This window comes from Leifsonia sp. ZF2019, assembly GCF_019924635.1.
Taxonomy (GTDB): domain Bacteria; phylum Actinomycetota; class Actinomycetes; order Actinomycetales; family Microbacteriaceae; genus Leifsonia.
Genome location: NZ_CP065037.1, coordinates 2,515,618 through 2,536,425, shown reverse-complemented (window position 1 = coordinate 2,536,425; position 20,808 = coordinate 2,515,618). Strand labels below are relative to the sequence as shown.

The following is a 20,808-nucleotide window of genomic DNA, read 5'->3' as shown; positions in this document are numbered from 1 at the left end:
GGTAGGGAGAGCCACATACATTTGGATGTGAACTGTCCCAGAAGTCACTCGAAAGGTCACCGGTGCGTCACAATCGCCGTCTCCGATGGGCTGCCATCCCGATCGCAGCGACGCTCGCCGTCGTTCTCGCGGGTTGCACGCAAGCACAGCTGAACGGATTCCTCCCGGGATTCGTCGAGGGCGAACAGCCCGTCACCAACCACACCGAGCGCATCAGCGGTCTGTGGGTGACGAGTTGGATCGTGCTCCTGATCGTCGGCGTCATCGTCTGGGGCCTGATCGTCTGGGCGGTCATCGTCTTCCGCCGCCGCAAGGGCCAGACCGGTCTCCCGGCGCAGCTGCGCTACAACATGCCGATCGAGATCTTCTACACGATCGTCCCGCTCATCCTGGTGCTGGGCTTCTTCGCCTTCACCGCGCGGGACCAGAACGCGATCGAGAAGCCGTACGCGAACCCGGACCTCAAGATCCAGGTCTACGCCAAGCAGTGGGCGTGGGACTTCAACTACGTGACGGACAACGTGTACGACCCGGGCATCCAGGTCCAGCCGGACGACGCGAGCGCCACCCCCGGCTCCGTGCAGGAGGGGTCGATCCCGACCCTGTACCTGCCCGAGAACAAGAAGATCACCATCCAGCTGGACTCGCGCGACGTGATCCACTCCTTCTGGGTGCCGGCGATGCTCTACAAGAAGGACGTCATCCCGGGCAAGACCAACTACATGTACTTCGAGACGACGGGCCGCACCGGCACGTTCGTCGGCAAGTGCGCCGAGCTGTGCGGCGAGTACCACTCGGCGATGCTCTTCAACGTGAAGATCGTGCCGCAGGCCGAGTACGACGCCCACATCCAGAGCCTGCGCGACCAGGGCTTCAAGGGTCAGCTCGGGTCTGAGTACGACCGCAACCAGAACCTGCCCGGAACGGGCGCTCCTCAGGGCAACGAGTAGGACACACCGATGACGACGACAGCACCGGCGCCCGGGGCGACCACCGCTCCCGCGCCGAAGCCCACGATCCTCAGTGCCAACGGCATCGAGCGCAAGGGCAACATCCTCGTGAACTACATCACGTCGACGGACCACAAGACGATCGGGTACATGTACCTCATCTCGTCCTTCGTGTACTTCCTCATCGGCGGCGTGATGGCGCTCATCATCCGGGCACAGCTCTTCGAGCCGGGCCTGCAGGTGGTGGCCACCAAAGAGCAGTACAACCAGCTCTTCACCATGCACGGCACGATCATGCTGCTCATGTTCGCGACGCCGCTCTTCGCCGGCTTCGCCAACGTGCTCATGCCGCTCCAGATCGGTGCGCCCGACGTCGCGTTCCCGCGGCTGAACGCGCTGGCCTACTGGTTCTACTCCTTCGGCTCGCTCATCGCGGTCGCCGGATTCCTCACCCCCCAGGGCGCGGCCTCGTTCGGATGGTTCGCCTACGCGCCGTTGTCGAGCACGACGTTCTCACCCGGCATCGGCGGCAACCTCTGGGTGCTCGGCCTCGGCCTCTCCGGGTTCGGCACGATCCTCGGCGCGGTGAACTTCATCACCACCATCATCACGATGCGTGCTCCGGGCATGACCATGTTCCGCATGCCGATCTTCACCTGGAACACCCTGGTGACGTCGATCCTCGTGCTGATGGCCTTCCCGGTGCTCGCCGCCGCGATGTTCGCCCTCGCCGCCGACCGCGTGTTCGACGCCCACATCTACGACGCCGCCAACGGGGGAGCCCTCCTCTGGCAGCACCTGTTCTGGTTCTTCGGCCATCCCGAGGTGTACATCATCGCGCTGCCGTTCTTCGGCATCGTCTCCGAGATCTTCCCGGTGTTCAGCCGCAAGCCGATCTTCGGGTACAAGACCCTCATCTACGCGACGATCGCGATCGCCGCCCTCTCCGTCACCGTGTGGGCCCACCACATGTACGTGACCGGCTCGGTCCTGCTGCCGTGGTTCTCGCTCATGACGATGCTCATCGCGGTCCCGACCGGTGTGAAGATCTTCAACTGGGTCGGCACCATGTGGCGCGGTTCGTTGACCTTCGAATCGCCCATGCTGTGGTCGATCGGCTTCCTGATCACGTTCACCTTCGGTGGTCTGACGGGTGTCATCCTGGCTTCCCCGCCACTCGACTTCCACGTCTCCGACACGTACTTCGTCGTCGCCCACTTCCACTACGTCGTCTTCGGCACCGTCGTGTTCGCGATGTTCGCAGGGTTCTACTTCTGGTGGCCCAAGTGGACGGGCAAGATGCTCAACGACCGGCTCGGCAAGTGGCACTTCTGGCTGCTCTTCATCGGCTTCCACACGACCTTCCTCGTGCAGCACTGGCTGGGCGTCGTCGGCATGCCGCGTCGGTACGCGACCTACCTGCCCACCGACGGCTTCACCTGGATGAACCAGCTGTCGTCGATCGGCGCCGGAATCCTCGCGATCTCGATGATCCCGTTCTTCGTGAACGTCTACCTGACGGCGCGCAACGCGCCCAAGGTCACGGTCAACGACCCGTGGGGCTACAGCCGCTCGCTCGAGTGGGCGACCAGCTGCCCGCCGCCGCGCCACAACTTCACGTCGATCCCGCGCATCCGTTCCGAGTCGCCCGCGTTCGACCTGAACCACCCCGAGGCGGGAATCCCGATCGGCGTCGGCGGTGCCAAGGACGCCCCGGATGCCCCGGTGCTCGACGTCGCGAACAACGAGGTGAAGTAGCCCATGAGAGCAAATGCAATCCTCTTCTGGATCCTCTCGATCTTCTTCATCCTCTCCGCGGTGGTCTACACCGCCTGGAGCCTGCTCGACCCGATGCACGGGAAGGTCGAGTGGGTCGGTACGGTCGCGCTCGTCCTGAGCGCCATCCTGGCTGCATTCATCGCGTTCTACATCGGCCGCTCGCATGCCTCCCAGGGCGGAGAGCTGCCGGAGGACCGCCTCGACGCCAACATCGACGACGGCGACCCGGAGCTCGGGCACTTCAGCCCGTGGAGCTGGTGGCCGATCGCGCTGGCGGCCGGCGCAGCACTGGTGATCCTCGGCCTCGCCGTCGGATTCTGGATCTGCTTCATCGGTGTGGCCTTCAGCCTCGTCTGCATCGTCGGCTGGGTCTTCGAGTACTACCGCGGGTACTTCGCGCGCTGAGCGTCAACCGCTGAACGACTCTCATCCACTGGGCCGTCTCCTTCGGGGGACGGCCCAGTGGCGTCGTCCGACCACCTGTGGCGATGTGGGCCGAGGGGAAAGGATCGTCGAATGATTCGTGTCGTGCTCTTCGACCTCGACGGAGTCGTCCGGAACTTCGATCCCGAGGTCGTCGTCGATATCGAGCGGAGATATGGCCTTACGGCGGGGCGGTTGGAGAGTGTCGCCTTCTCGAGGCCGCTCATAGACGACGTCACCACGGGCCGAATCAGCCGAGCTCGCTGGCTGCACGAGATCGGCGAGCTCGTTGGTAGCCCTGCAGCTGTGGCGGAGTGGGGTGATCAACCGGCGGTCGTCGATGAGGGTGTTCTGGAACTGTCCGACGAACTTCGGAGACTCGGGGTGCGGACGGCCGTGCTCACCAACGGAACGGACACCATCTGCGCCGAGATCGCTGCGATGGGTATCGGCGGTCGATTCGACGCATTCTTCAACTCGGCCGACATCGGATTCGCGAAGCCCGATGTCCGCGCCTTCCAGCACGTCCTCGACGCCCTCGATGTCTCGGCCGAGGACGTCTTCTTCACTGATGACTCCGCCTCGAAACTCGTGGGCGCTGACAGCCTCTCGATACGGACTCACCTCTTTGCGGGTGTCGTCGACCTTCGTCGGCACCTCAGGCAGGCAGGGGCGGACGTGGCCCCGCACGGCTCTGAGTCGATCAGCGAGAGCGGCCGCCATCCCGGACGCTGAAGTGGAGAACGTCCACGTCGAGGCGTGTCTCGGAGGGGAGCCCGACGATACCCGTGCCGGTCCCGGCGTCGACGTGATGCGCCGACGGTCCCATGGCGATGAGAGCGCGTCGGAGAGGCTCGTCGACTGCGAGTGTCTCCTCGACGTGTTCGCGCCCCTGGAGGGCAAACAGAGGCGCTGCCGCGGTGATGACATCCAGCGCCTTGTCGTCGGGAACATCCAGCATGGCGGTGGCGTTCCGGAGGGAGGCGAGGTGCGTGGCCCGGGGGACGACGACGATGAGCGTCCCGCCGGGCTCGAGCACCCGGGCGAACTCGGGCAGGTTGCGTGGAGCGAAGACGTCGAGGATGACGTCGCACACGGCGTCGTGCAGCGGCAGAGGGCGCCACGTGTCGGCGACGAGTCCGTCGATCCGGTCCGATGATCGCGTGGCGCGGGTGACCGCAGCGTGGGAGAGGTCCATCGCGAGGCCGGTCGCCTCCGGACGTGCGGCGAGTGCGGCGCGCAGATAATACCCGGTGCCCGCGCCGGCGTCGAGGATGCGCAGGGCGCTCTGCGGGACGGCGGCGGCCAGGGCGGAGGCGATCGCGGTGTAGAGGCCGCCCTCGAGCACGGCATCGCGGGCGTCGAGCATCGGAGCGCTGTCTCCGACATGCTTCGAGCCGCCGAGCAGACTGATGTAGCCACGCTTGTTGACGTCGTGCCGGTGGCCGTTGGCGCAACCGAGCACGAGGCGGTCCACGGGGGCGAGATCGGCGGCGCACACGGGGCAGCGCAGCCAGGAGGCGAGGCGGTGGAGATCGGTCACGGCAGGCTCCGGGGGAAAGCGGATGTCGGCGGGCAACAGAGGGCGCGTGTGGGAATGCGAAAGCGCCGGTGCGTCACACGCACCGGCGCTCTCACGACGGGGACCGGGTCAGTGGTGGTCGTGACCCGACTCGAGCTCGCCCTTAGACGGCGGGACCATCCGGTCCTCGAAGAACCAGCGGGAGAGTCCGGCACGCATCCGGTTGCCCATGGTGATCTTGCCCTGCCTGTTCGGGCGGATCATCAGCGGCTCGTAGGACTCGTAGCTCACCAGCCGCCAGCGCTCGTAGTCGCTCAGCTGCTCGTGCACCTCGATGAACTCGCCGCCGGGGAGCTTGACGATGCGACCGGTCTCGTAGCCGTGGAGGGCGATCGAGCGGTCCTTCTTCTGGAGCGCCAAGCACACGCGGCGCGTGACCACGAACGCGATCAACGGCCCGAGGAACAGCAGCGCCTGCAGGGTGTGGATCACGCCCTCCATCGTCAGCTTGAAGTGGGTGGCGATGAGGTCCGAGCTCGCGGCGGCCCAGAAGACCGCGTAGAACGTGACGCCGGCAGCGCCGATCGCGGTGCGCGTCGCGGCGTTGCGCGGACGGTCCAGGATGTGGTGCTCACGCTTGTCGCCGGTGATCCACGCCTCAATGAAGGGGTAGATCAGCACGGTGACGATGAACAGTCCGAGGATCGCGACCGGGATGATGATGTTGAACGACCAGGTACGGTCCAGCCAGACGAACTCCCAGCCCGGCGGGACGAGACGCAGCGCGCCGTCCGCGAAGCCGATGTACCAGTCGGGCTGGGTGCCGGCCGAGACGGGGGAGGGATCGTAAGGTCCGTAGTTCCAGATCGGGTTGATGGTGAAGAGCGAGGCCATGGCCGCGACGACACCGAACACGATGAAGAAGAATCCACCGGCCTTGGCCGCGTACACCGGGAGCACCGGGTAGCCGACGACGTTGCCCTGGGTGCGGCCCGGAGCGGCGTACTGCGTGTGCTTGTGGATGACGACGAACATCAGGTGCAGCGCGATGAAGGCGAGCACCATCGCCGGCAGCAGCAGGATGTGCAGCGTGTACAGGCGCCCCACGATCGCGGTCCCCGGGAACTCGCCACCGAAGAGGAGGAACGAGATCCACGTGCCGACGACCGGCAGACCCTTGATCAGACCGTCGATGATGCGGAGGCCGTTGCCCGAGAGCAGGTCGTCCGGGAGGGAGTAGCCGGTGAAGCCCTCGGCCATCGCGAGGATGAAGAGGACGAAGCCGATGACCCAGTTGAGCTCGCGCGGCTTGCGGAACGCGCCCGTGAAGAAGATGCGGAGCATGTGGAGGCCGATGGCCGCCACGAACAGCAGCGCCGCCCAGTGGTGGATCTGGCGGACGAGCAGGCCGCCTCGCACCTCGAAGGAGATGTTGAGCGTGGACTCCATGGCCGCGGACATGTGGATGCCCTTCAGCGGGACGTACGAGCCGTGGTACACGACCTCGGCCATCGACGCCTGGAAGAAGAACGTCAGGAAGGTCCCCGAGAGCAGGATGACGATGAAGCTGTAGAGCGCGACCTCACCGAGCAGGAACGACCAGTGGTCGGGGAAGATCTTGCGGCCGAACTCCTTGACGGCGCCCGAGATGCTGGTGCGGTCCTCGATGTAGTTCGCGGCTGCTGCCGTGAATCCACCGCTCTTGACCGGCGTAGGTGCCGCGGGTGCGGCGGCTGTGGTGCTCAATGGCGCTCCCAGAAGCTCGGGCCGACGGGCTCGTGGAAGTCGCTGCGGGCGACCAGGTAGCCATCGGCGTCAACGGTGATCGGAAGCTGCGGCAGCGGGCGCTTGGCCGGTCCGAAGATGACCTCGGCCTCGTGCGTGATGTCGAACTGCGACTGGTGGCACGGGCAGAGCAGGTGGTGGGTCTGCTGCTCGTAGAGCGCCACCGGGCACCCGACGTGCGTGCAGATCTTGGAGTACGCGACGATCCCGTCGTAGTTCCAGTTCTCACGGCCCTTGGAGACGTGCAGGTCCTCGGGCTTGAGGCGCATGAGCAGGACGGCCGCCTTGGCCTTCTGCTCGAGCATGTCGTCGGTCTCGTTGAGGCCCTCGGGGATCACGTGGAACGCGCTGCCGAGGGTGACGTCGGAGGCCTTGATCGGAGTGCCGGACGGGTCGCGCGTGAGGCGCACGCCCTTGGCCCACATCGTCTGCGAGAGCAGTTCGACCGGGTCCTCGTCCTGCGGCGCGAGACCGCGGAAGAGGACGACCGCGGGGAGCGGGAACGCGATGAGCGCGCCGATGAGGCTGTTGCGGACCAGGGTGCGGCGGTTGAAGCCGGACTCCTCGTCGGCCTGGCGGAAGATCTCGACGGCCCGCTCGGTGGTGCCCTCGCTGCCGCGCACGGGGTGGCGGAGGTCGACGCCCTCCTTCTCGTGCATGAGCGCCTTGCCCCAGTGCACGGCGCCGATACCGATCGCGAGCAGTGCGAGGGTGATGCCGAGACCGATGAACAGGTTGTTCAGGCGCACCGACGCGGGGTCGCTGTCGTGGATCGGGAACGCCATGTACGCGGCGACGGCCCAGACGCTTCCGGCGATCGACAGGTAGAAGAGCGTGTAGACGGTACGCTCGGCGCGCCGCTCCTTCTTGGGGTCGAGGTCGGTGACGCGCGGCCGGTGCGGCGGGAAGCCCGGGTTCTCGGGCGCGTCGCGGACGACGATCGCCGTCCCCGATTCGCCCGTGCGGTGGGCGTCGACGGCTGACGAACTGGCTGGCGTCAGCTCGTGACCGCCGTTCTCGTCCTGTGCCATTGTTCTCCTTCTTACGCTTTCTCTACGCTCAGTACCGGCTAGTTGGACTTCGCCGTGATCCACACGGTCAGGGCGACGATGGCGCCGAGGCCGAAGATCCACAGGAACAGGCCCTCGGCCACCGGGCCGAGCGAGCCGAGCTCGAAGCCTCCCGGGGACGGGTGCTCCTGGATGTACATGAGGTACGTGATGATGTCGGCCTTGCCCTGCGGGTCGACGTTCAGGTCGTTGAAGACCGGCATGTTCTGCGGGCCGGTGATCATGGCCTCGTAGATGTGCTTGGCGCTGACGCCCGTGAGCGGCGGGGCGTACTTGCCCTCGGTGAGCGCTCCACCGGCGCCGGCGACGTTGTGGCACATCGCGCAGTTGATGCGGAAGAGTTCGGCCCCGCGGGCGGCGTCCCCCTTGCCGTCGAGGTACTTCTGCTCCGGAATGGACGGGCCGGGGGCCAGGGAGGCGACGTAGTCGGCGAGAGCAGCGGTCTGCTCGTCGGTGAACTGGACCGGCTTCTCCTGGGCCTGCGGGCCCTGCATCTGCATGGGCATGCGGCCGGTGCCGACCTGGAAGTCGACGGCGGCCGCACCGACGCCGATGAGGCTCGGCGCCGCCTCGGTGCCCTGGGCCTCCATGCCGTGGCAGGTGGCGCAGTTGGCCTGGAAGAGCTTCTTGCCCTCGTCGACGCTGGCCTGCGACGCCGCTGCCGGAGCCGTCTCGGCCGACGCCGTCGTGGTGGTGAAGGCGGCGTAGGCGCCGCCGGTCAGGCCGAGACCGATCGCGAGGAGGGCGACGGTGGCCAGAGGGTGGCGGCGACCGCTCTTGCGCACGGGCTTCGCCGTGCTGCGGTTCTGTGCGGGTCCGGAGTGTCGGGGACGCATGGGGTGGTGTCAGCTCCTGATTTCTACTAACGGATGATGTAGATGACCGCGAACAGTCCGATCCACACGACGTCGACGAAGTGCCAGTAGTAGGAGACGACGATGGCGCTCGTCGCCTCCTTGTGGCCGAAATGCTTGACCGCGAAGGCGCGGCCGATGACGAGGAGGAAGGCGATGAGGCCGCCGGTCACGTGGAGTCCGTGGAAACCGGTGGTCAGGTAGAACGCCGATCCATAGGCGTTCGAGTGGATCGAGATGCCCTCGCTGACGAGCGTGGCGTACTCGAGGATCTGGCCGGCGACGAAGATGGCGCCGAGCGCATAGGAGAGCAGGAACCACTCGACGAGGCCCCACTTCCAGAACTGGAACAGGCCTCCGGTGCGGTGGGCCTGCAGACGCTCCGCGGCGAACACCCCGAACTGGCACGTGACGGAACTGAGCACGAGGATGGTCGTGTTCGTCGCCGCGTAGGGGATGTTGAGGTGCGCCGTCTCGGCGGCCCAGAGGTCCGGCGACGTCGACTTGAGGGTGAAGTAGATCGCGAAGAGTCCCGCGAAGAACATCACCTCCGAGCCGAGCCAGACGATGGTGCCGACGGCCACGACGTTGGGCCGGTTGATCGCCGGCGCATTCGCTGCAGGGGAGATTGAGGTGCTCGTCACGTAACCCATTATGGCTGAAAAGGAGCCGTGGTTTTCTCACCTGAAGGGTCTGAATTAACCCCCAGAGTGGTTAGGCTGCCCTTAGTTGACGCCCGGAAGCGTGGCTCCCCGTGGCCCACCGGTGCGCAATAGGATCGTTTCATGACGGAATCACAGTCCTGGTCGTCCGTGCTCACCTCCTTGCTCGCCGGCGAGGATCTCAGTGTCGCGGACGCCGCCTGGGCGATGGATCAGGTCATGACCGGGCAGTCGACCGACGCCCAGCTCGCCGCCTTCCTCGTCGCTCTGCGGGCGAAGGGCGAGACCGTCGACGAGATCGTCGGCTTCCGCGACGCCATCCTCGACCACGCCGTGCCGCTCGCGGTGGACCCGATGGCGCTCGACATCGTCGGCACCGGAGGCGACCGGTTCGGCACCGTGAACGTGTCGACCACGGCCTCCATCGTGGCCGCCGCCGCGGGGGTGCCCGTGATCAAGCACGGTAACAAGGCGGCCAGCTCCTCGTCCGGCTCCTCGGACGTGCTGGCGGCGCTCGGGATCGACCTCTCCCTGCCGGCCGAGCGCGTCGCCGAGGTGCTGCGCACGACGGGGATCACCTTCGCCTTCGCGAGCGCCTTCCACCCCGGCTTCGCCAACGCGGGCCCGGTGCGGTCGCAGCTCGGCGTCCCGACCGTCTTCAACTACCTCGGACCGTTGTGCAACCCGGCGCGGCCCGAGGCGTCGGCGGTCGGCGTCGCGACGCTCGACCGCATCCCGCTGATCGTCGGCGTGTTCCAGACCCGCGGCGCGACCGCGCTGGTCTTCCGGGGCGACGACGGGCTGGACGAGCTGTCGACCACGGGTCACAGCCACGTCTGGGAGGTCTCCAGAGGCCTCGTCACCGAGCACGACATCGATCCGCGCGACCTGGGCATCCCCCGGGCGCGGATCGAGGACCTGCTCGGCAAGGACGCCGCGTACAACGCGGATGTCGTGCGTGCCGTGCTCGCGGGCCAGGAGGGCCCCGTGCGCGACATCGTGTTGCTCAACGCGGCGGCCGGGCTCGTGTCGTACGAGCTCGCGTCCGACCCGTCGAGGGTCCAGGACTCCATCCTGGATCGGTTCCGTTCGCACATGGCGGTCGCCGCCCAGGCCATCGACTCCGGGGCTGCGGCCGCGAAGCTCGACGAGTGGGTGGCGGCGACGCGCTGAGGTAGCAAGCACCGACAGCTGTGGAAAGAAGGGTTTTCAATGAAGAAGCTCATCAACGACGTGCCCGACGTCGTGGCGGAGTCCCTCGCGGGGTTCGGCCGGGCCCATGCCGACATCGTGACGGTGTCGGATGATCCTCGCTTCGTGTCGCGCGCCGACGGCCCTGTGCAGGGCAAGGTCGGCCTGGTCAGCGGCGGTGGCAGCGGCCACGAGCCGCTCCACGCCGGCTTCGTCGGCAAGGGGATGCTCGACGCGGCCGTCCCCGGCGAGGTCTTCACCTCGCCGACGCCGATGCCGATCGTCGAGGCCACCAAAGCCGCGGACGGCGGCGCCGGCGTGCTCCACATCGTCAAGAACTACACCGGCGACGTGCTCAACTTCGAGACCGCGGCCGATCTGGTCGGCGCCGAGGGGATCACCGTGCGTGCAGTCGTCACGAATGACGACGTGGCGGTGCAGGACTCCCTCTACACGGCCGGGCGCCGTGGGGTGGCGGGAACCGTCCTCGTCGAGAAGATCGCCGGCGCCGCGGCCGACCGCGGCGACGACCTCGACGGCGTGACCTCCATCGCCGAGCGGGTCAACGCCAACGTGCGTTCCATCGGTCTCGCCCTCACGGACGGGACGGTGCCGCACGCCGGCGAGCCGGGCTTCGTGCTCCCCGAGGACGAGATCGAGTTCGGCGTCGGCATCCACGGCGAGCCGGGCCGCGAGCGCATCAAGATCGAGCCGGCCGACCGCCTGGTGGACCGGATGATGGACGCCGTGCTCTCGGACCTGCCGTTCTCGTCGGGCGACCAGGTGCTCCTGTTCGTCAACGGGATGGGCGGCACCCCGCTGTCGGAGCTCTACATCCTGTTCCGGCGCGCCGCGGAGATCCTGGACGAGAAGGGCATCACCCTTTCGCGTTCGCTCGTCGGCAGCTATGTCACGTCGCTCGAGATGCAGGGCGCCTCGATCTCGGTGCTCAAGCTCGACGACGAGCTGACCGCGCTGTGGGACGCGCCGGTGCACACCGCCGCGCTCCGCTGGGGACTCTAGGCCCACGACCACACCACACGAGGAGGAGGCGCTGATGGCGCTGGACACGAACTGGGTCTCGGCCTGGGTGATGGCGGCCGCCGCGGCGGTCGGGGAGCACAAGCAGGAGCTGAACACCCTCGACAGGGAGATCGGCGACGGCGACCACGGCGAGAACATGGACCGCGGCATGCACGCGGCCGCGGACGCGCTGGCGAAGCTCCCCGGGGACGCCACTCCGAACGCGGCCCTGCGGTCGGTGGCGATGACCCTCATCTCGACCGTCGGAGGCGCGTCGGGCCCGCTCTACGGGACCGCGTTCCTGAAGGCCGCGGAGCCGGTCGGCGACCACGCCGACATCGACGGGCCGACACTCGTCGCGCTGCTCGGCGCAGCCCGGGACGGCATCGTGTCCCGCGGCAAGGCGGAGGCGGGCGACAAGACGATGGTCGACGCCTGGACCCCCGCGGTGGAGGCGGCTGCAGCCGCGCAGGAGTCCGGGGCGTCGCCCGCGGAGATCCTTGCGGCCGCGGCGGACGCCGCCGAGCAGGGCGCCGTCGCGACCGAGCCGCTCGTGGCCCGCAAGGGGCGGGCGAGCTATCTCGGCGAGCGATCCGCCGGCCACCGCGATCCGGGAGCACAGTCGACCGCGCTCATCCTGCGCGCGGCGGCGGAGGCGGCGGGATGACCGAGCGGGTGGGCATCGTCTTCGTCTCGCACAGCGTGCTCCTGGCCGACGGCGCCGTCGCCCTCGCGGCGCAGATGGCGCCCTCGGTCCGCCTGGTCGCGGCGGGAGGCACGGACTACGACGGTATCGGCACGAGCTTCGCGAAGGTGATGGCCGGAGTCGGTGAGGCCGACACCGGGTCGGGCGTCGTCGTGATCAGCGACCTCGGCTCGGCCCTGCTCACCGCGGAGACGGTGCTCGACATGCTGGGCGACGACGAGCGCGCCCGCGTGCGCGTGGTCGACGTGCCCTTCGTGGAGGGCGGGATCGCCGCCTCGGTCTCGGCGGAGACGGGTGCCGACCTGGCCGCGGTCGCCGCCGCCGCGGAGACGGCGCGGACGGCGTGGGCGGGGGAGGCGCAGGCGGCCGAGGCCGCGTCTCCGGCGCCCGCACCCGAGGCTGCGCCGGCCTCCGTCGGAGCGGACGGACCCTACGAGCGCGAGGTGCTCGTCCGCAACCCGCAGGGTCTGCACGCCCGCCCGGCCGCCGATTTCGTCAAACTGGCCAACACCTTCCCGGCGAAGGTGACGGTCAACGGCAAGGACGCCAAGAGCCTCCTCGGCGTGATGTCCCTGGGGCTCACCGCGGGCTCCACCGCCCGCATCGCGTCGGACGACCCGGCTGGGACCGACGCGGTCGACGCCCTGGTGGCCCTCGTGGAGACGGGGTTCGGCGAGGTCTGAGCGGACGCCGCACAGCGGATGCCGCCTCCTACGCCGGGGAGGCGGCATCCACCGTTCCGGGCATGCTCCTCAGAGCGCGAGGGCCATCTCCCGCTCCCGTGTGCTGCGGTCGAGCGGGTAAGGCTGTGTGCGGCCGGTGAAGACGAAGCCGCGGCGCTCGTAGTAGCGGATCGCGGCGGGGTTGTGCTCGTGCACGTCGAGGAGGAGGCGGTCGCCGCGTCCCTGCGCCCACTCGATGACGGCGTCGAGGAGGGCGTCCGTGACTCCGGCCGCGCGTCCGCGGTAACCCGGGGTGACGTACACGCCCACGAGATACGGGTCACGGGTGCCCGCGGCCTGGTGGCCGCCCATGCTGCCGAGCCACGTCCCACCCGGAGCCACCGCGGCGAAGAGCCGGGTCGTGGTGGACGTGCCGTCCGTGCGGCGGCGCCAGTGCTCGTCGGGGTGGAGGCGCGCGGCCTCCAGGGTCTCGAGGAACGCCAGCGGCGCGTCCTCCAGCATCTCGAAGCGGAGCGCGCGGTAGGCCTGCCAGTCGTCCTCGACGCTCGGCCGGATCGTCCAGTCCGGCCGAGCACCTGACGCCGTGCCCGCGAGGGTCACCGGACGATCAGCCCCGCTCCGCCAGGAGCGCTTCGGCTTCGGCGAGGAGGATGGCCGTGCACAGTCCGTCGAGCGCCGTACGCAGCTCCCCGATCGGCGGGAAGGTGGGCGCGATGCGGATGTTGGCGTCGCGCGGGTCGTCGCCGTAGGGGAAGGTCGCGCCAGCGGGGGTGACGGCGATGCCGGCCTCCTTGGCCAGCTGCACGGCGCGCGCCGCAGTGCCGTCGAGCACGTCGAGGCTCACGAAGTAGCCGCCCTTCGGGGCGTTCCACGTGCCGCCGCCCCAGGGGGCGAGGCGAGAGGTGAACGTCTCGTCGACGACGGCGAACTTCGGGGCGACGATCGCGCGGTGCTTCTCCATGTGGGCGGCGAGGCCCTCCGCGTCCTTCAGCAGCTTCACGTGGCGCAGCTGGTTGATCTTGTCCGGCCCGATGCTCTGCGCAGCCAGGTTGCGCTGCAACCAGGCGATGTTCGCCTCCGACGCACCGACGAAGGCGACTCCGGCACCCGGGTAGGTGACTTTGGAGGTCGAGGCGAAGACGAGCGGGCGGTCGGGGTTGCCCGCCTCGGCCGCGAGGGCGAGCACGTCGATCGGCTCGGGGCGTTCGTCGGCGAGGTGATGCACGGCGTAGGCGTTGTCCCAGATCAGGCGGAAGTCGTCGGCGGCGGGGAGCGAGACGAGGGCGCGCACGACCTCCTCGCTGTAGACGGTTCCGGTCGGGTTGGCGTACACCGGGACGCACCACATGCCCTTGATGCTGTCGTCCGTGGCGAGGAGCGATGCGACGGTCTCGACGTCGGGGCCGTCGTCGTTCATCGGGACGGCGACCAGCCGGATGCCGAAGCGCTCGCAGATGGTGAAGTGCCGGTCGTAACCGGGCACCGGCGCGAGGAAGCTGATGGACTGGCCGGCCCACGGACGCTCCCCGCCGGGCACGCCGTAGAGCAGGGCCTGCACGATGACGTCGTGCATGAGGGTCAGGCTGGAGTTGCCGAGCGCGAGGAGCTGGGGGACCGGCACGCGCAGCGCGTCGGAGAAGATCGCGCGCAACTCCGGCAGCCCGTTCGGGCCCCCGTAGTTGCGGAGGTCGGTGCCCGCCGCGTCGCGGTACTCACCGTCCGGGAGGTGCAGGAGGTCGTCCGAGAGGTCGAGCTGCTCCGCGGACGGCTTGCCGCGGGTGAGGTCGAGCGAGAGGCCGGTGGCCTTCAGCTCCTCGTACGCACGCGAGAACTCGGCGTGCGCGGCGCGGAGCGCCTCGGTGTCCAGGTCGGTGAGAGGTGTCGCGGGGGAGGTCACGTTCCGATCGTACCGGCGCGGGCGGGGTCGTGCCGCGGGCGGGGTGTGCGAACATCCTGAATGTGACCGACGAAGTGCAGAAGGGCCGCGGGTTGTCGCGCGCGCGGATGATCGTGGCGCTGGCCGCGGGTGTGGCCGTCGGCGTGGTGGTCGGGCTCCTGGACGCCTGGCACTACGCCGTGATCGCGGGCTGGGCGGGCGCGTGCGTCGTCTACATCGTCTGGGTGTGGACGACCGTGTGGCGGCTGGACGGCGCGCAGACGCGCAGCCATGCCACGCTGGAGGACCCGGGCCGGCGGGTGACCGATTGGCTCCTGCTGTTCGCGTCCGTCGCCTCGGTCGTGGCGGTGGTGTACATCGTCGTCGACGCCCGGCACCTGAAGGGCGCGCCGCAGCTGGTGGTGGCGCTGCTCGCGGTGTTGAGTGTGGCGCTCTCGTGGGTGCTCGTGCACACCGTCTACACGTTGCGCTACGCGCGGATGTACTACCGCAAGGACGGCGGCGTCGACTTCAACCAGAAGGAGCCGCCGCGCTACAGCGACTTCGCGTACCTGGCGTTCACGCTCGGGATGACCTTCCAGGTCTCGGACACGAACATCAGCAGCTCGTACATCCGGCGTGCGATCCTGCGGCACACGCTGCTCTCCTACCTGTTCGGCTCGGTCATCCTGGCGACGACGGTGAACCTGGTGGCGGGGCTCACCTGAGGTAGCGCACGAAGCGGTAGCGCAGTCCGTCGGCGGAGGTGAGCCACTCGCCGTGCTCGGCCGTCCAGCCATCGCCCAGCTGGGGGGCACGCGTATCGCCGTCGACGGCGAGGTCGACTTCGGTCACCTCGACGCGGTCGGCGAGCGGGAGCGCGGCGGTGTAGAGCTGCGCGCCGCCCATCACCCAGACGGTGTCGGCGTCGCCGGCCGCCGCGAGCGCGTCCTCGATGCTGTGCGCGACCTCTGCGCCCGGAGCCGACCAGTCCGCTCGGCGGGTGACGACGATGTTGGTGCGGCCCGGCAGCGGGCGGAACCGCTCCGGCAGGGAGTCCCAGGTGCGGCGACCCATGACCACGGGGGAGCCCGAGGTCTGGGCGCGGAAGTGCCGCATGTCCTCCGGGAGGCGCCACGGGATGCCGCCGTCGGCGCCGATGATGCGGTCGTGGGCCTCCGCCCAGATGAGCGCGACCGACACGCGGCTCAGACGGCCACCGCGGCGCGGATCGCCGGGTGGTGCTGATAGTCATCGACGACGAAGTCCTCATAGCGGTAGTCGAAGATGCTGTCGGGCGTGCGGGTGAAGCGGAGGCGCGGCGCGGGGTACGGGTCGCGCGAGAGCTGCTCCTCCACCTGCTCGACATGGTTGTCGTAGATGTGCACGTCGCCGCCGGTCCAGACGAACTCGCCGGGCTCGAGGCCGACCTGCTGAGCGACCATCAGGGTCAGGAGGGCGTAGCTCGCGATGTTGAACGGGACACCGAGGAACATGTCCGCGCTGCGCTGGTAGAGCTGGCAGGAGAGCCGGCCGTCGGCGACGTAGAACTGGAAGAACGCGTGGCAGGGGGCGAGCGCCATGTTCGGGATGTCGGCGACGTTCCAGGCGGAGACGATGATCCGGCGTGAGTCGGGGTCGCGGCGCAGCTGGTCGATCACCTGCGCGATCTGGTCGATGTGCGAGCCATCGGGCGCCGGCCAGGAGCGCCACTGGACGCCGTAGACCGGTCCGAGCTCACCGCGCTCGTCGGCCCACTCGTCCCAGATGGTGACGCCGTTCTCGCGCAGCCAGCCGACATTGCTCTCCCCGCGCAGGAACCAGAGGAGCTCGTACGCGATCGACTTGAAGTGGACCCGCTTGGTGGTGATGAGGGGGAAGCCCTCGGCGAGGTCGAAGCGCAGCTGGCGGCCGAACACGCTGCGCGTGCCGGTGCCGGTGCGGTCCGACTTGCGGCTGCCGTTCGCGAGGACGTCGCGCAGCAGGTCTTCGTACGGGGTCGGGATCGTCTCGCTCATCGACAACGATGGTACTTCCGTTCGGTCACCCCTGACCCCCGCACGACGCGAGTCGTAGTCTTTCGACATGGAGACGGGTCCGGGCGCGGAACGGCACAGCGACGACGAGCTCGCCACTGCCCTGGAGCGCGAGGTCGCACGGATCACCTCCGCGATCCCTGTCGTGGGCACGGCCGCGGTGCCAGATGCGGAGTCGGAGCCGGAGCCGGAGCGCGACGCTGAGGAGGACGACGACTGGATCGGTCCGCCGACGCAGGCGATCAGCTTCGAGGATCTGCCGGTGCGGCGGCAGATGGAGGGTCCGCAGCCGACCTTCAGCGCCTGGGTGGGGGCGGCGGCGCGACCCGTGCCGTCTCCGCAGCCCGAGCCCCCTGCGCCCGCTCCTCCCTCGCGCGCCGAACCCCTGTCGTTCGTGCCCCCCGAGCTGGCGCTGCGCGACTCGCAGCCGCTCCCGCTCCTGGCGGAGGGGCCCGAGCCCGAGCCAGAGACCGAGCCCGAGCCAGAGACCGAGCCCGAGCCGGCAGCCGGCCCCGCGCCGCCCGTCGTCCCGAGGATCGCGCTGGCACCGGCCCTGCCCGACCTTCCGGGCACCGGTCCGGTCGTCACGCACGAGCTCGGCCCGATCGATGCGACGTCCGCACGCATCGACACCGACCTGCACGACGACGCCGATGACGTGCACAGTACGGCGCCGTCGCCGGTCGCGTCGCCGCGGGTGGCGCTCGACGAGACGGTCCTCTCCGGCGCCGAGCCGGTCCCCGCGCCGCTCTTCGAGCCGGAGGAGGCCGACCTCGAGCCGTCGGCGGTCGACCGGCGGGTGGGGCGCGCGGCACGGATGTTCTGGCTCTGGTTCGCGGGCACCTCCTCCCTCATCTCGATCGGAGTCGGCGCGACGCTGTTCACCCTCGGGCTCAGCCTGCGGCAGCTGCTGGTGGCGACCCTCGTCGGGGTGGCGCTGTCGTTCCTGCCGCTCGGGCTCGGCACGCTCGCGGGCAAGTGGAGCGGCCAGCCGACGATGGTGGTCTCCCGGGCGACATTCGGGCTCCGGGGAAACGCCATCCCCGCGATCCTCGCCCTGCTGACCAAGCTGTTCTGGGGCGCCGTGCTGCTCTGGCTGGCGGGGACGGCGGCCGGCTCGCTCGCGGTGTCGTGGGGCGGAGCGGCCGACCGCGCGACGCCGACAGCGGTCGCTCTGCTGGCCGCGATCCTGATCGCCGGTCTCGTCGCGTACTTCGGCTACGCACTCGTCGCGCGGGTGCAGCTCCTCCTCACCATCGCCTCCGCGGCGCTGATCTCGGTGATGATCGCCGGCACGTGGCGGCACGTCGACCTCGTCAGGGCTCTCGCCGTCCCCGACGCGCTGTGGACGCACGTCGTGACGGGCGCCGTGCTGGTGTTCAGCTACCTCGGGCTCGCCTGGGCGATGAGCAGCGCGGAGGTGGCACGCTACCAACGACCGACCTCGTCCGGGGGCGCCGCGATGCTGTGGGCGACCTTCGGGGCCGGGGTGCCTCCGTTCGTCCTGGTGTCGTACGGCGGCCTTCTCGCGGCCTCTCACCCCGGGCTCGCCGACCGGCTCGCGAGCGACCCGGTCTCGGGCTTCGTCGCCCTCGGCCTCCCCGGCTGGTTCCCGGTCCCGCTGCTCCTCGCCGTCGGGCTGAGCCTGATCTCGGCGCTGGTGCTCACGATGTACTCGGCGGGTTTCACGCTCGACGCGCTCGGCGTCCGGCTCGGCCGGCGGTGGAGCACGGTCGTCGCGGGCGGTCCGATCGCGCTCGCCGGGATCGTCCTGGCCCTCACGGTCACCGACCTGGACAGCGTCATCCGCGGCGTGCCGACCGCCCTCTCCGTGCCCGTCGCCGCGTGGACGGGTCTCTTCGCGGCGGAGACCATGCTGCGCGAGCGCCGCTTCCACCAGCCGTCGCTGCTGGCGACCGGCGGGGTGTACCCCGACTGGCGCTGGGTGAACCTGGGAATGCTGTTCGTGGCGTCGGCCGTCGGGCTGGGGCTCGTGAGTTCCGACCTGCCCTGGCTCGCATGGGAGGGCTACCTCTTCCGGCTGCTCGGCATCGACCCGGAGGCCGGCATCGGCACCAGCAACATCGGTGTCGTCGTCGCGCTCGTGCTGGGGCTGGTGACGCCGCTCGTGGCGGGCATCCCGGCCGTCCGGCGCCAGGAGCAGGGCGTCGCCTGATCCCGTAGGCTCTATCCCGTGCAGCACACCCTCCGTTCCGTCCGCGAGACCGTCGAGGGCCTGTGGCCGCTCTCCGGAGCCGAGGGCTGGGACGCCCCCGGGCTGCTGTCGGGCGACCCGGCCGCCCCGGTCGAGCGCATCCTGCTCGCCGTCGACGTGGTCGCCGCGACCGTCGACGAAGCCGTCGAGGGCCGAATCGACCTGCTTCTCGCGCACCACCCGCTGCTGCTGCGCGGGGTCACGAGCGTCGCGGAGGACCGGTACAAGGGAGCGCTGCTCGCCCGGCTCATCCGCGGCGGCTGCGCCCTGATCGCCGCGCACACCAACGCCGACGTCGTCGCCGCCGGCACCAGCGCCGTCCTCGCCGCGCGCCTCGGGCTCATCGACGCCGTCCCGATCGCCCCCGCAGCCGACGGCGTGACGGGCATCGGGCGCGTCGGCACCCTGCCGCAGCCGACCACGCTCGGTGCGCTCGCCCGCGAGATCGCCGGCGTCCTCCCTCCCACCGCCGGGGGAGTGCGCGCCGCGGGGGACTACCACCAGCCCGTCTCCCGCGTCGCGGTGTGCGGAGGGGCGGGGGACTCCCTGCTCGGTGAAGACGCCGTCCGCTCCGCCGACGTCTACATCACGGCCGACCTGCGCCACCATCCCGCCTCGGAGGCGCGCGAGCAAGCGGTGCTCGGCGGTGGCCCCGCCCTGCTCGACGTCTCGCACTGGGCGAGCGAGTGGCTGTGGCTCGAGGTCGCGGCCGAGCAGCTGCGCGCCGCCCTCCCGGGCGTGGAGGTCCTGGTCAGCGAGCTGCGCACCGACCCCTGGGACTTCGCCATCCTGCAGTGAGCACGCAGAACCCACCAGCCCTCGACGATCCCGGCAGACCCGGACGACCGTCCCCCACGAAGATGGAGCACCGCCCGTGAAAGCCAGCCCCGCCGACCAGAACGAACTCCTGCGCCTGCAGTCCGCCGACACCCGCCTCGCACAGCTCGACCATGCGGTCGCCACCCTGCCGCAGACGAAGGAGCTCAGCGCCCTGCAGCCCGAGGTCGAGGCCCTGCGCGCACGCTGGATCGCCGCGACCGGCGAGCTGGAGGACGCCCGCACCGAGCTGAAGCGGGTCGAGTCCGATGTCGAGCTGGTGGAGGCGCGGATCAAACGCGACAACGACCGCGTGCAGCAGACCGCCTCCGTCAAGGACGTCCAGGCGCTCGAGGCCGAGCTCGCCTCCCTCGCGAAGCGACAGGGCGACCTCGAGGAGATCGAGCTGACCGTGATGGAGCGCGTCGACGGTCTCGAGAAGGCGCTCGCCGCGGTCGAGGCGGAGCGCGCGGAGCTCGGTTCGCGCGTGGAGGCGCTCGAGGCGGCACGCGACGCGGAAGCCGAGAAGATCGCGGCGCAGCGCACGGCGCTCGCCGCCGACCGCGCCACCATCGCCGGCGCGCTCCCTGCCGACCTGGTCGCGCTCTACGAACGCCAGCGCGCCCGCTACGGGCTCGGCGCCGCCCTGCTGCAGCGCGGTGTCTCTCTCGGATCCAACGTGAAGCTGACCGAGTCCGACCTCGCCGAGATCCGCCGCGCGGCCGCCGACGACGTCGTCCTGTGCCCCGACAGCAGCGCCATCCTCATCCGCAACGAGGAGTCCGGTCTCTGAGCCGACTCTGACCCGGCGCACAGCCGGCCTGCGCTATCGTGATCAGCGGAATGGGTCGGCAAGACGGTCGCGTCGGTCCGCGTGAGCGGGCCGCCGAGGAACGTCCGGGCTCCACAGAGCAGGGCGGTGGGTAACACCCACCCGGGGCAACCCGCGAGACAGTGCAACAGAAAGCAGACCGCCACCGGCCTCGGCCGGTGGTCAGGGTGAAACGGTGGTGTAAGAGACCACCAGCGGCCGGGGTGACCCGGTCGGCTCGGTAAACCTCGCCCGGAGCAAGGTCAGACAGGGAACGCATAAGGTGGCTCGCCGAGTTCCCGGGTAGACCGCTGGAGGGCGGCGGCGACGTCGCCCCAAGAGAGATGGCCGTCCGCGGCACCACGGTGTCGTGACAGAACCCGGCGTATCAGCCGGCCCATTCCCT

General features: G+C 69.6%; 21 protein-coding genes and 1 other RNA gene. 13 read left to right on the top strand and 9 right to left on the bottom strand.

The genetic code is table 11. The features are described from left to right. The first annotated feature begins 62 nt into the window (after positions 1-62). The 4 genes from ctaC (at position 63) to IT072_RS12375 (ending at position 3,887) form a co-directional block, all read left to right on the top strand. On the top strand, positions 63-950 hold the full coding sequence (gene ctaC, locus IT072_RS12390) for an aa3-type cytochrome oxidase subunit II (RefSeq protein WP_223357023.1): 888 nt from the start codon (positions 63-65) through the stop codon (positions 948-950). Positions 951-959: 9 nt separating this feature from the next. Further along, positions 960-2,708, top strand: coding sequence for an aa3-type cytochrome oxidase subunit I (ctaD, locus tag IT072_RS12385; RefSeq protein WP_223357021.1), 1,749 nt, complete (start codon positions 960-962; stop codon positions 2,706-2,708). A 3-nt stretch (positions 2,709-2,711) separates the two neighbouring features. After that, a complete protein-coding gene (locus IT072_RS12380; protein WP_223357019.1) occupies positions 2,712-3,134 on the top strand; it encodes a cytochrome c oxidase subunit 4 in 423 nt (140 codons plus the stop codon). A 111-nt stretch (positions 3,135-3,245) separates the two neighbouring features. After that, complete coding sequence (locus IT072_RS12375) at positions 3,246-3,887, top strand: HAD family hydrolase (protein WP_223357018.1); 642 nt, start codon at positions 3,246-3,248, stop codon at positions 3,885-3,887. Here the strand turns inward: IT072_RS12375 and IT072_RS12370 are convergent. From IT072_RS12370 to ctaE, 5 genes are all read right to left on the bottom strand, one after another. Then, on the bottom strand, positions 3,856-4,695 hold the full coding sequence (locus IT072_RS12370) for a methyltransferase domain-containing protein (RefSeq protein ID WP_223357015.1): 840 nt from the start codon (positions 4,693-4,695) through the stop codon (positions 3,856-3,858). The two genes, IT072_RS12375 and IT072_RS12370, sit on opposite strands and share 32 nt — an antisense overlap. Positions 4,696-4,803: 108 nt before the next feature. Beyond that, entirely contained in the window at positions 4,804-6,420 is a 1,617-nt protein-coding gene (gene qcrB / locus IT072_RS12365) for a cytochrome bc1 complex cytochrome b subunit (protein ID WP_223357013.1), read from the bottom strand. Continuing rightward, positions 6,417-7,490, bottom strand: a complete 1,074-nt coding sequence (qcrA, locus tag IT072_RS12360; protein WP_223357011.1) for a cytochrome bc1 complex Rieske iron-sulfur subunit — start codon at positions 7,488-7,490, stop codon at positions 6,417-6,419. Before qcrA ends, qcrB begins: the two co-directional genes overlap by 4 nt. Positions 7,491-7,528: 38 nt before the next feature. Then, entirely contained in the window at positions 7,529-8,365 is an 837-nt protein-coding gene (qcrC, locus tag IT072_RS12355) for a cytochrome bc1 complex diheme cytochrome c subunit (protein ID WP_223357009.1), read from the bottom strand. Between the two features lie 26 nt (positions 8,366-8,391). Further along, a complete protein-coding gene (ctaE, locus tag IT072_RS12350) occupies positions 8,392-9,036 on the bottom strand; it encodes an aa3-type cytochrome oxidase subunit III (RefSeq protein WP_223357008.1) in 645 nt (214 codons plus the stop codon). A 132-nt stretch (positions 9,037-9,168) separates the two neighbouring features. Between ctaE and trpD the strand changes: the two genes are divergently transcribed. Genes trpD through dhaM form a run of 4 tightly spaced genes read left to right on the top strand, consistent with a single transcriptional unit; the run spans position 9,169 to position 12,648 of the window. Continuing rightward, positions 9,169-10,218: an anthranilate phosphoribosyltransferase gene (trpD, locus tag IT072_RS12345; RefSeq protein WP_223357007.1), complete on the top strand. Its 1,050-nt coding sequence runs from the start codon at positions 9,169-9,171 to the stop codon at positions 10,216-10,218. A gap of 39 nt (positions 10,219-10,257) precedes the next feature. Then, a complete protein-coding gene (gene dhaK, locus IT072_RS12340; protein WP_223357006.1) occupies positions 10,258-11,259 on the top strand; it encodes a dihydroxyacetone kinase subunit DhaK in 1,002 nt (333 codons plus the stop codon). 34 nt (positions 11,260-11,293) lie between these two features. Then, positions 11,294-11,926 carry a dihydroxyacetone kinase subunit DhaL gene (gene dhaL, locus IT072_RS12335; RefSeq protein WP_223357005.1) on the top strand — a complete coding sequence of 211 codons (633 nt, stop codon included), beginning with the start codon at positions 11,294-11,296 and terminating at the stop codon, positions 11,924-11,926. Further along, complete coding sequence (gene dhaM / locus IT072_RS12330; protein ID WP_223357004.1) at positions 11,923-12,648, top strand: dihydroxyacetone kinase phosphoryl donor subunit DhaM; 726 nt, start codon at positions 11,923-11,925, stop codon at positions 12,646-12,648. The genes dhaL and dhaM overlap by 4 nt, the downstream gene beginning before the upstream one ends. A 69-nt stretch (positions 12,649-12,717) precedes the next feature. On the opposite strand, the gene IT072_RS12325 is transcribed toward dhaM, so the two are convergent. Next, the gene (locus tag IT072_RS12325; protein WP_223357003.1) at positions 12,718-13,248 is read right to left on the bottom strand and encodes a GNAT family N-acetyltransferase; all 531 of its coding nucleotides are present in this window, start codon (positions 13,246-13,248) and stop codon (positions 12,718-12,720) included. 7 nt (positions 13,249-13,255) lie between these two features. Continuing rightward, positions 13,256-14,545, bottom strand: coding sequence for an aminotransferase class I/II-fold pyridoxal phosphate-dependent enzyme (locus IT072_RS12320; protein ID WP_223357001.1), 1,290 nt, complete (start codon positions 14,543-14,545; stop codon positions 13,256-13,258). Positions 14,546-14,607: 62 nt separating this feature from the next. Between IT072_RS12320 and IT072_RS12315 the strand changes: the two genes are divergently transcribed. Beyond that, complete coding sequence (locus tag IT072_RS12315) at positions 14,608-15,252, top strand: DUF1345 domain-containing protein (RefSeq protein WP_223356999.1); 645 nt, start codon at positions 14,608-14,610, stop codon at positions 15,250-15,252. Here IT072_RS12315 and IT072_RS12310 read toward each other — a convergent pair. Both IT072_RS12310 and IT072_RS12305 read right to left on the bottom strand, forming a co-directional pair. Next, on the bottom strand, positions 15,245-15,727 hold the full coding sequence (locus tag IT072_RS12310; protein WP_223356998.1) for a dihydrofolate reductase: 483 nt from the start codon (positions 15,725-15,727) through the stop codon (positions 15,245-15,247). The two genes, IT072_RS12315 and IT072_RS12310, sit on opposite strands and share 8 nt — an antisense overlap. Positions 15,728-15,732: 5 nt before the next feature. Continuing rightward, positions 15,733-16,542 (bottom strand): thymidylate synthase, encoded by an 810-nt coding sequence (locus IT072_RS12305; protein ID WP_223356997.1) that lies wholly within the window; start codon positions 16,540-16,542, stop codon positions 15,733-15,735. A gap of 67 nt (positions 16,543-16,609) precedes the next feature. On the opposite strand from IT072_RS12305, the gene IT072_RS12300 reads away from it, so the two are divergent. The 4 genes from IT072_RS12300 (at position 16,610) to rnpB (ending at position 20,806) form a co-directional block, all read left to right on the top strand. Next, complete coding sequence (locus IT072_RS12300) at positions 16,610-18,736, top strand: purine-cytosine permease family protein (protein WP_223356996.1); 2,127 nt, start codon at positions 16,610-16,612, stop codon at positions 18,734-18,736. An 18-nt stretch (positions 18,737-18,754) separates the two neighbouring features. After that, positions 18,755-19,573: a Nif3-like dinuclear metal center hexameric protein gene (locus IT072_RS12295; RefSeq protein WP_223356995.1), complete on the top strand. Its 819-nt coding sequence runs from the start codon at positions 18,755-18,757 to the stop codon at positions 19,571-19,573. 76 nt (positions 19,574-19,649) lie between these two features. Next, positions 19,650-20,384 carry a zinc ribbon domain-containing protein gene (locus IT072_RS12290; RefSeq protein ID WP_223356989.1) on the top strand — a complete coding sequence of 245 codons (735 nt, stop codon included), beginning with the start codon at positions 19,650-19,652 and terminating at the stop codon, positions 20,382-20,384. A 51-nt stretch (positions 20,385-20,435) separates the two neighbouring features. Beyond that, positions 20,436-20,806: RNase P RNA component class A (gene rnpB / locus IT072_RS12285), an RNA gene on the top strand. Positions 20,807-20,808: the final 2 nt, after the last annotated feature.

Coding starts and splice junctions, on each gene's coding strand:
- ctaD (WP_223357021.1), top strand. CDS start 960: ATGACGACGACAGCACCGGCGCCCGGGGCGACCACCGCTCCCGCGCCG.
- IT072_RS12380 (WP_223357019.1), top strand. CDS start 2,712: ATGAGAGCAAATGCAATCCTCTTCTGGATCCTCTCGATCTTCTTCATC.
- IT072_RS12375 (WP_223357018.1), top strand. CDS start 3,246: ATGATTCGTGTCGTGCTCTTCGACCTCGACGGAGTCGTCCGGAACTTC.
- qcrA (WP_223357011.1), bottom strand. CDS start 7,490: ATGGCACAGGACGAGAACGGCGGTCACGAGCTGACGCCAGCCAGTTCG.
- qcrC (WP_223357009.1), bottom strand. CDS start 8,365: ATGCGTCCCCGACACTCCGGACCCGCACAGAACCGCAGCACGGCGAAG.
- ctaE (WP_223357008.1), bottom strand. CDS start 9,036: ATGGGTTACGTGACGAGCACCTCAATCTCCCCTGCAGCGAATGCGCCG.
- trpD (WP_223357007.1), top strand. CDS start 9,169: ATGACGGAATCACAGTCCTGGTCGTCCGTGCTCACCTCCTTGCTCGCC.
- dhaK (WP_223357006.1), top strand. CDS start 10,258: ATGAAGAAGCTCATCAACGACGTGCCCGACGTCGTGGCGGAGTCCCTC.
- dhaL (WP_223357005.1), top strand. CDS start 11,294: ATGGCGCTGGACACGAACTGGGTCTCGGCCTGGGTGATGGCGGCCGCC.
- dhaM (WP_223357004.1), top strand. CDS start 11,923: ATGACCGAGCGGGTGGGCATCGTCTTCGTCTCGCACAGCGTGCTCCTG.
- IT072_RS12305 (WP_223356997.1), bottom strand. CDS start 16,542: ATGAGCGAGACGATCCCGACCCCGTACGAAGACCTGCTGCGCGACGTC.
- IT072_RS12300 (WP_223356996.1), top strand. CDS start 16,610: ATGGAGACGGGTCCGGGCGCGGAACGGCACAGCGACGACGAGCTCGCC.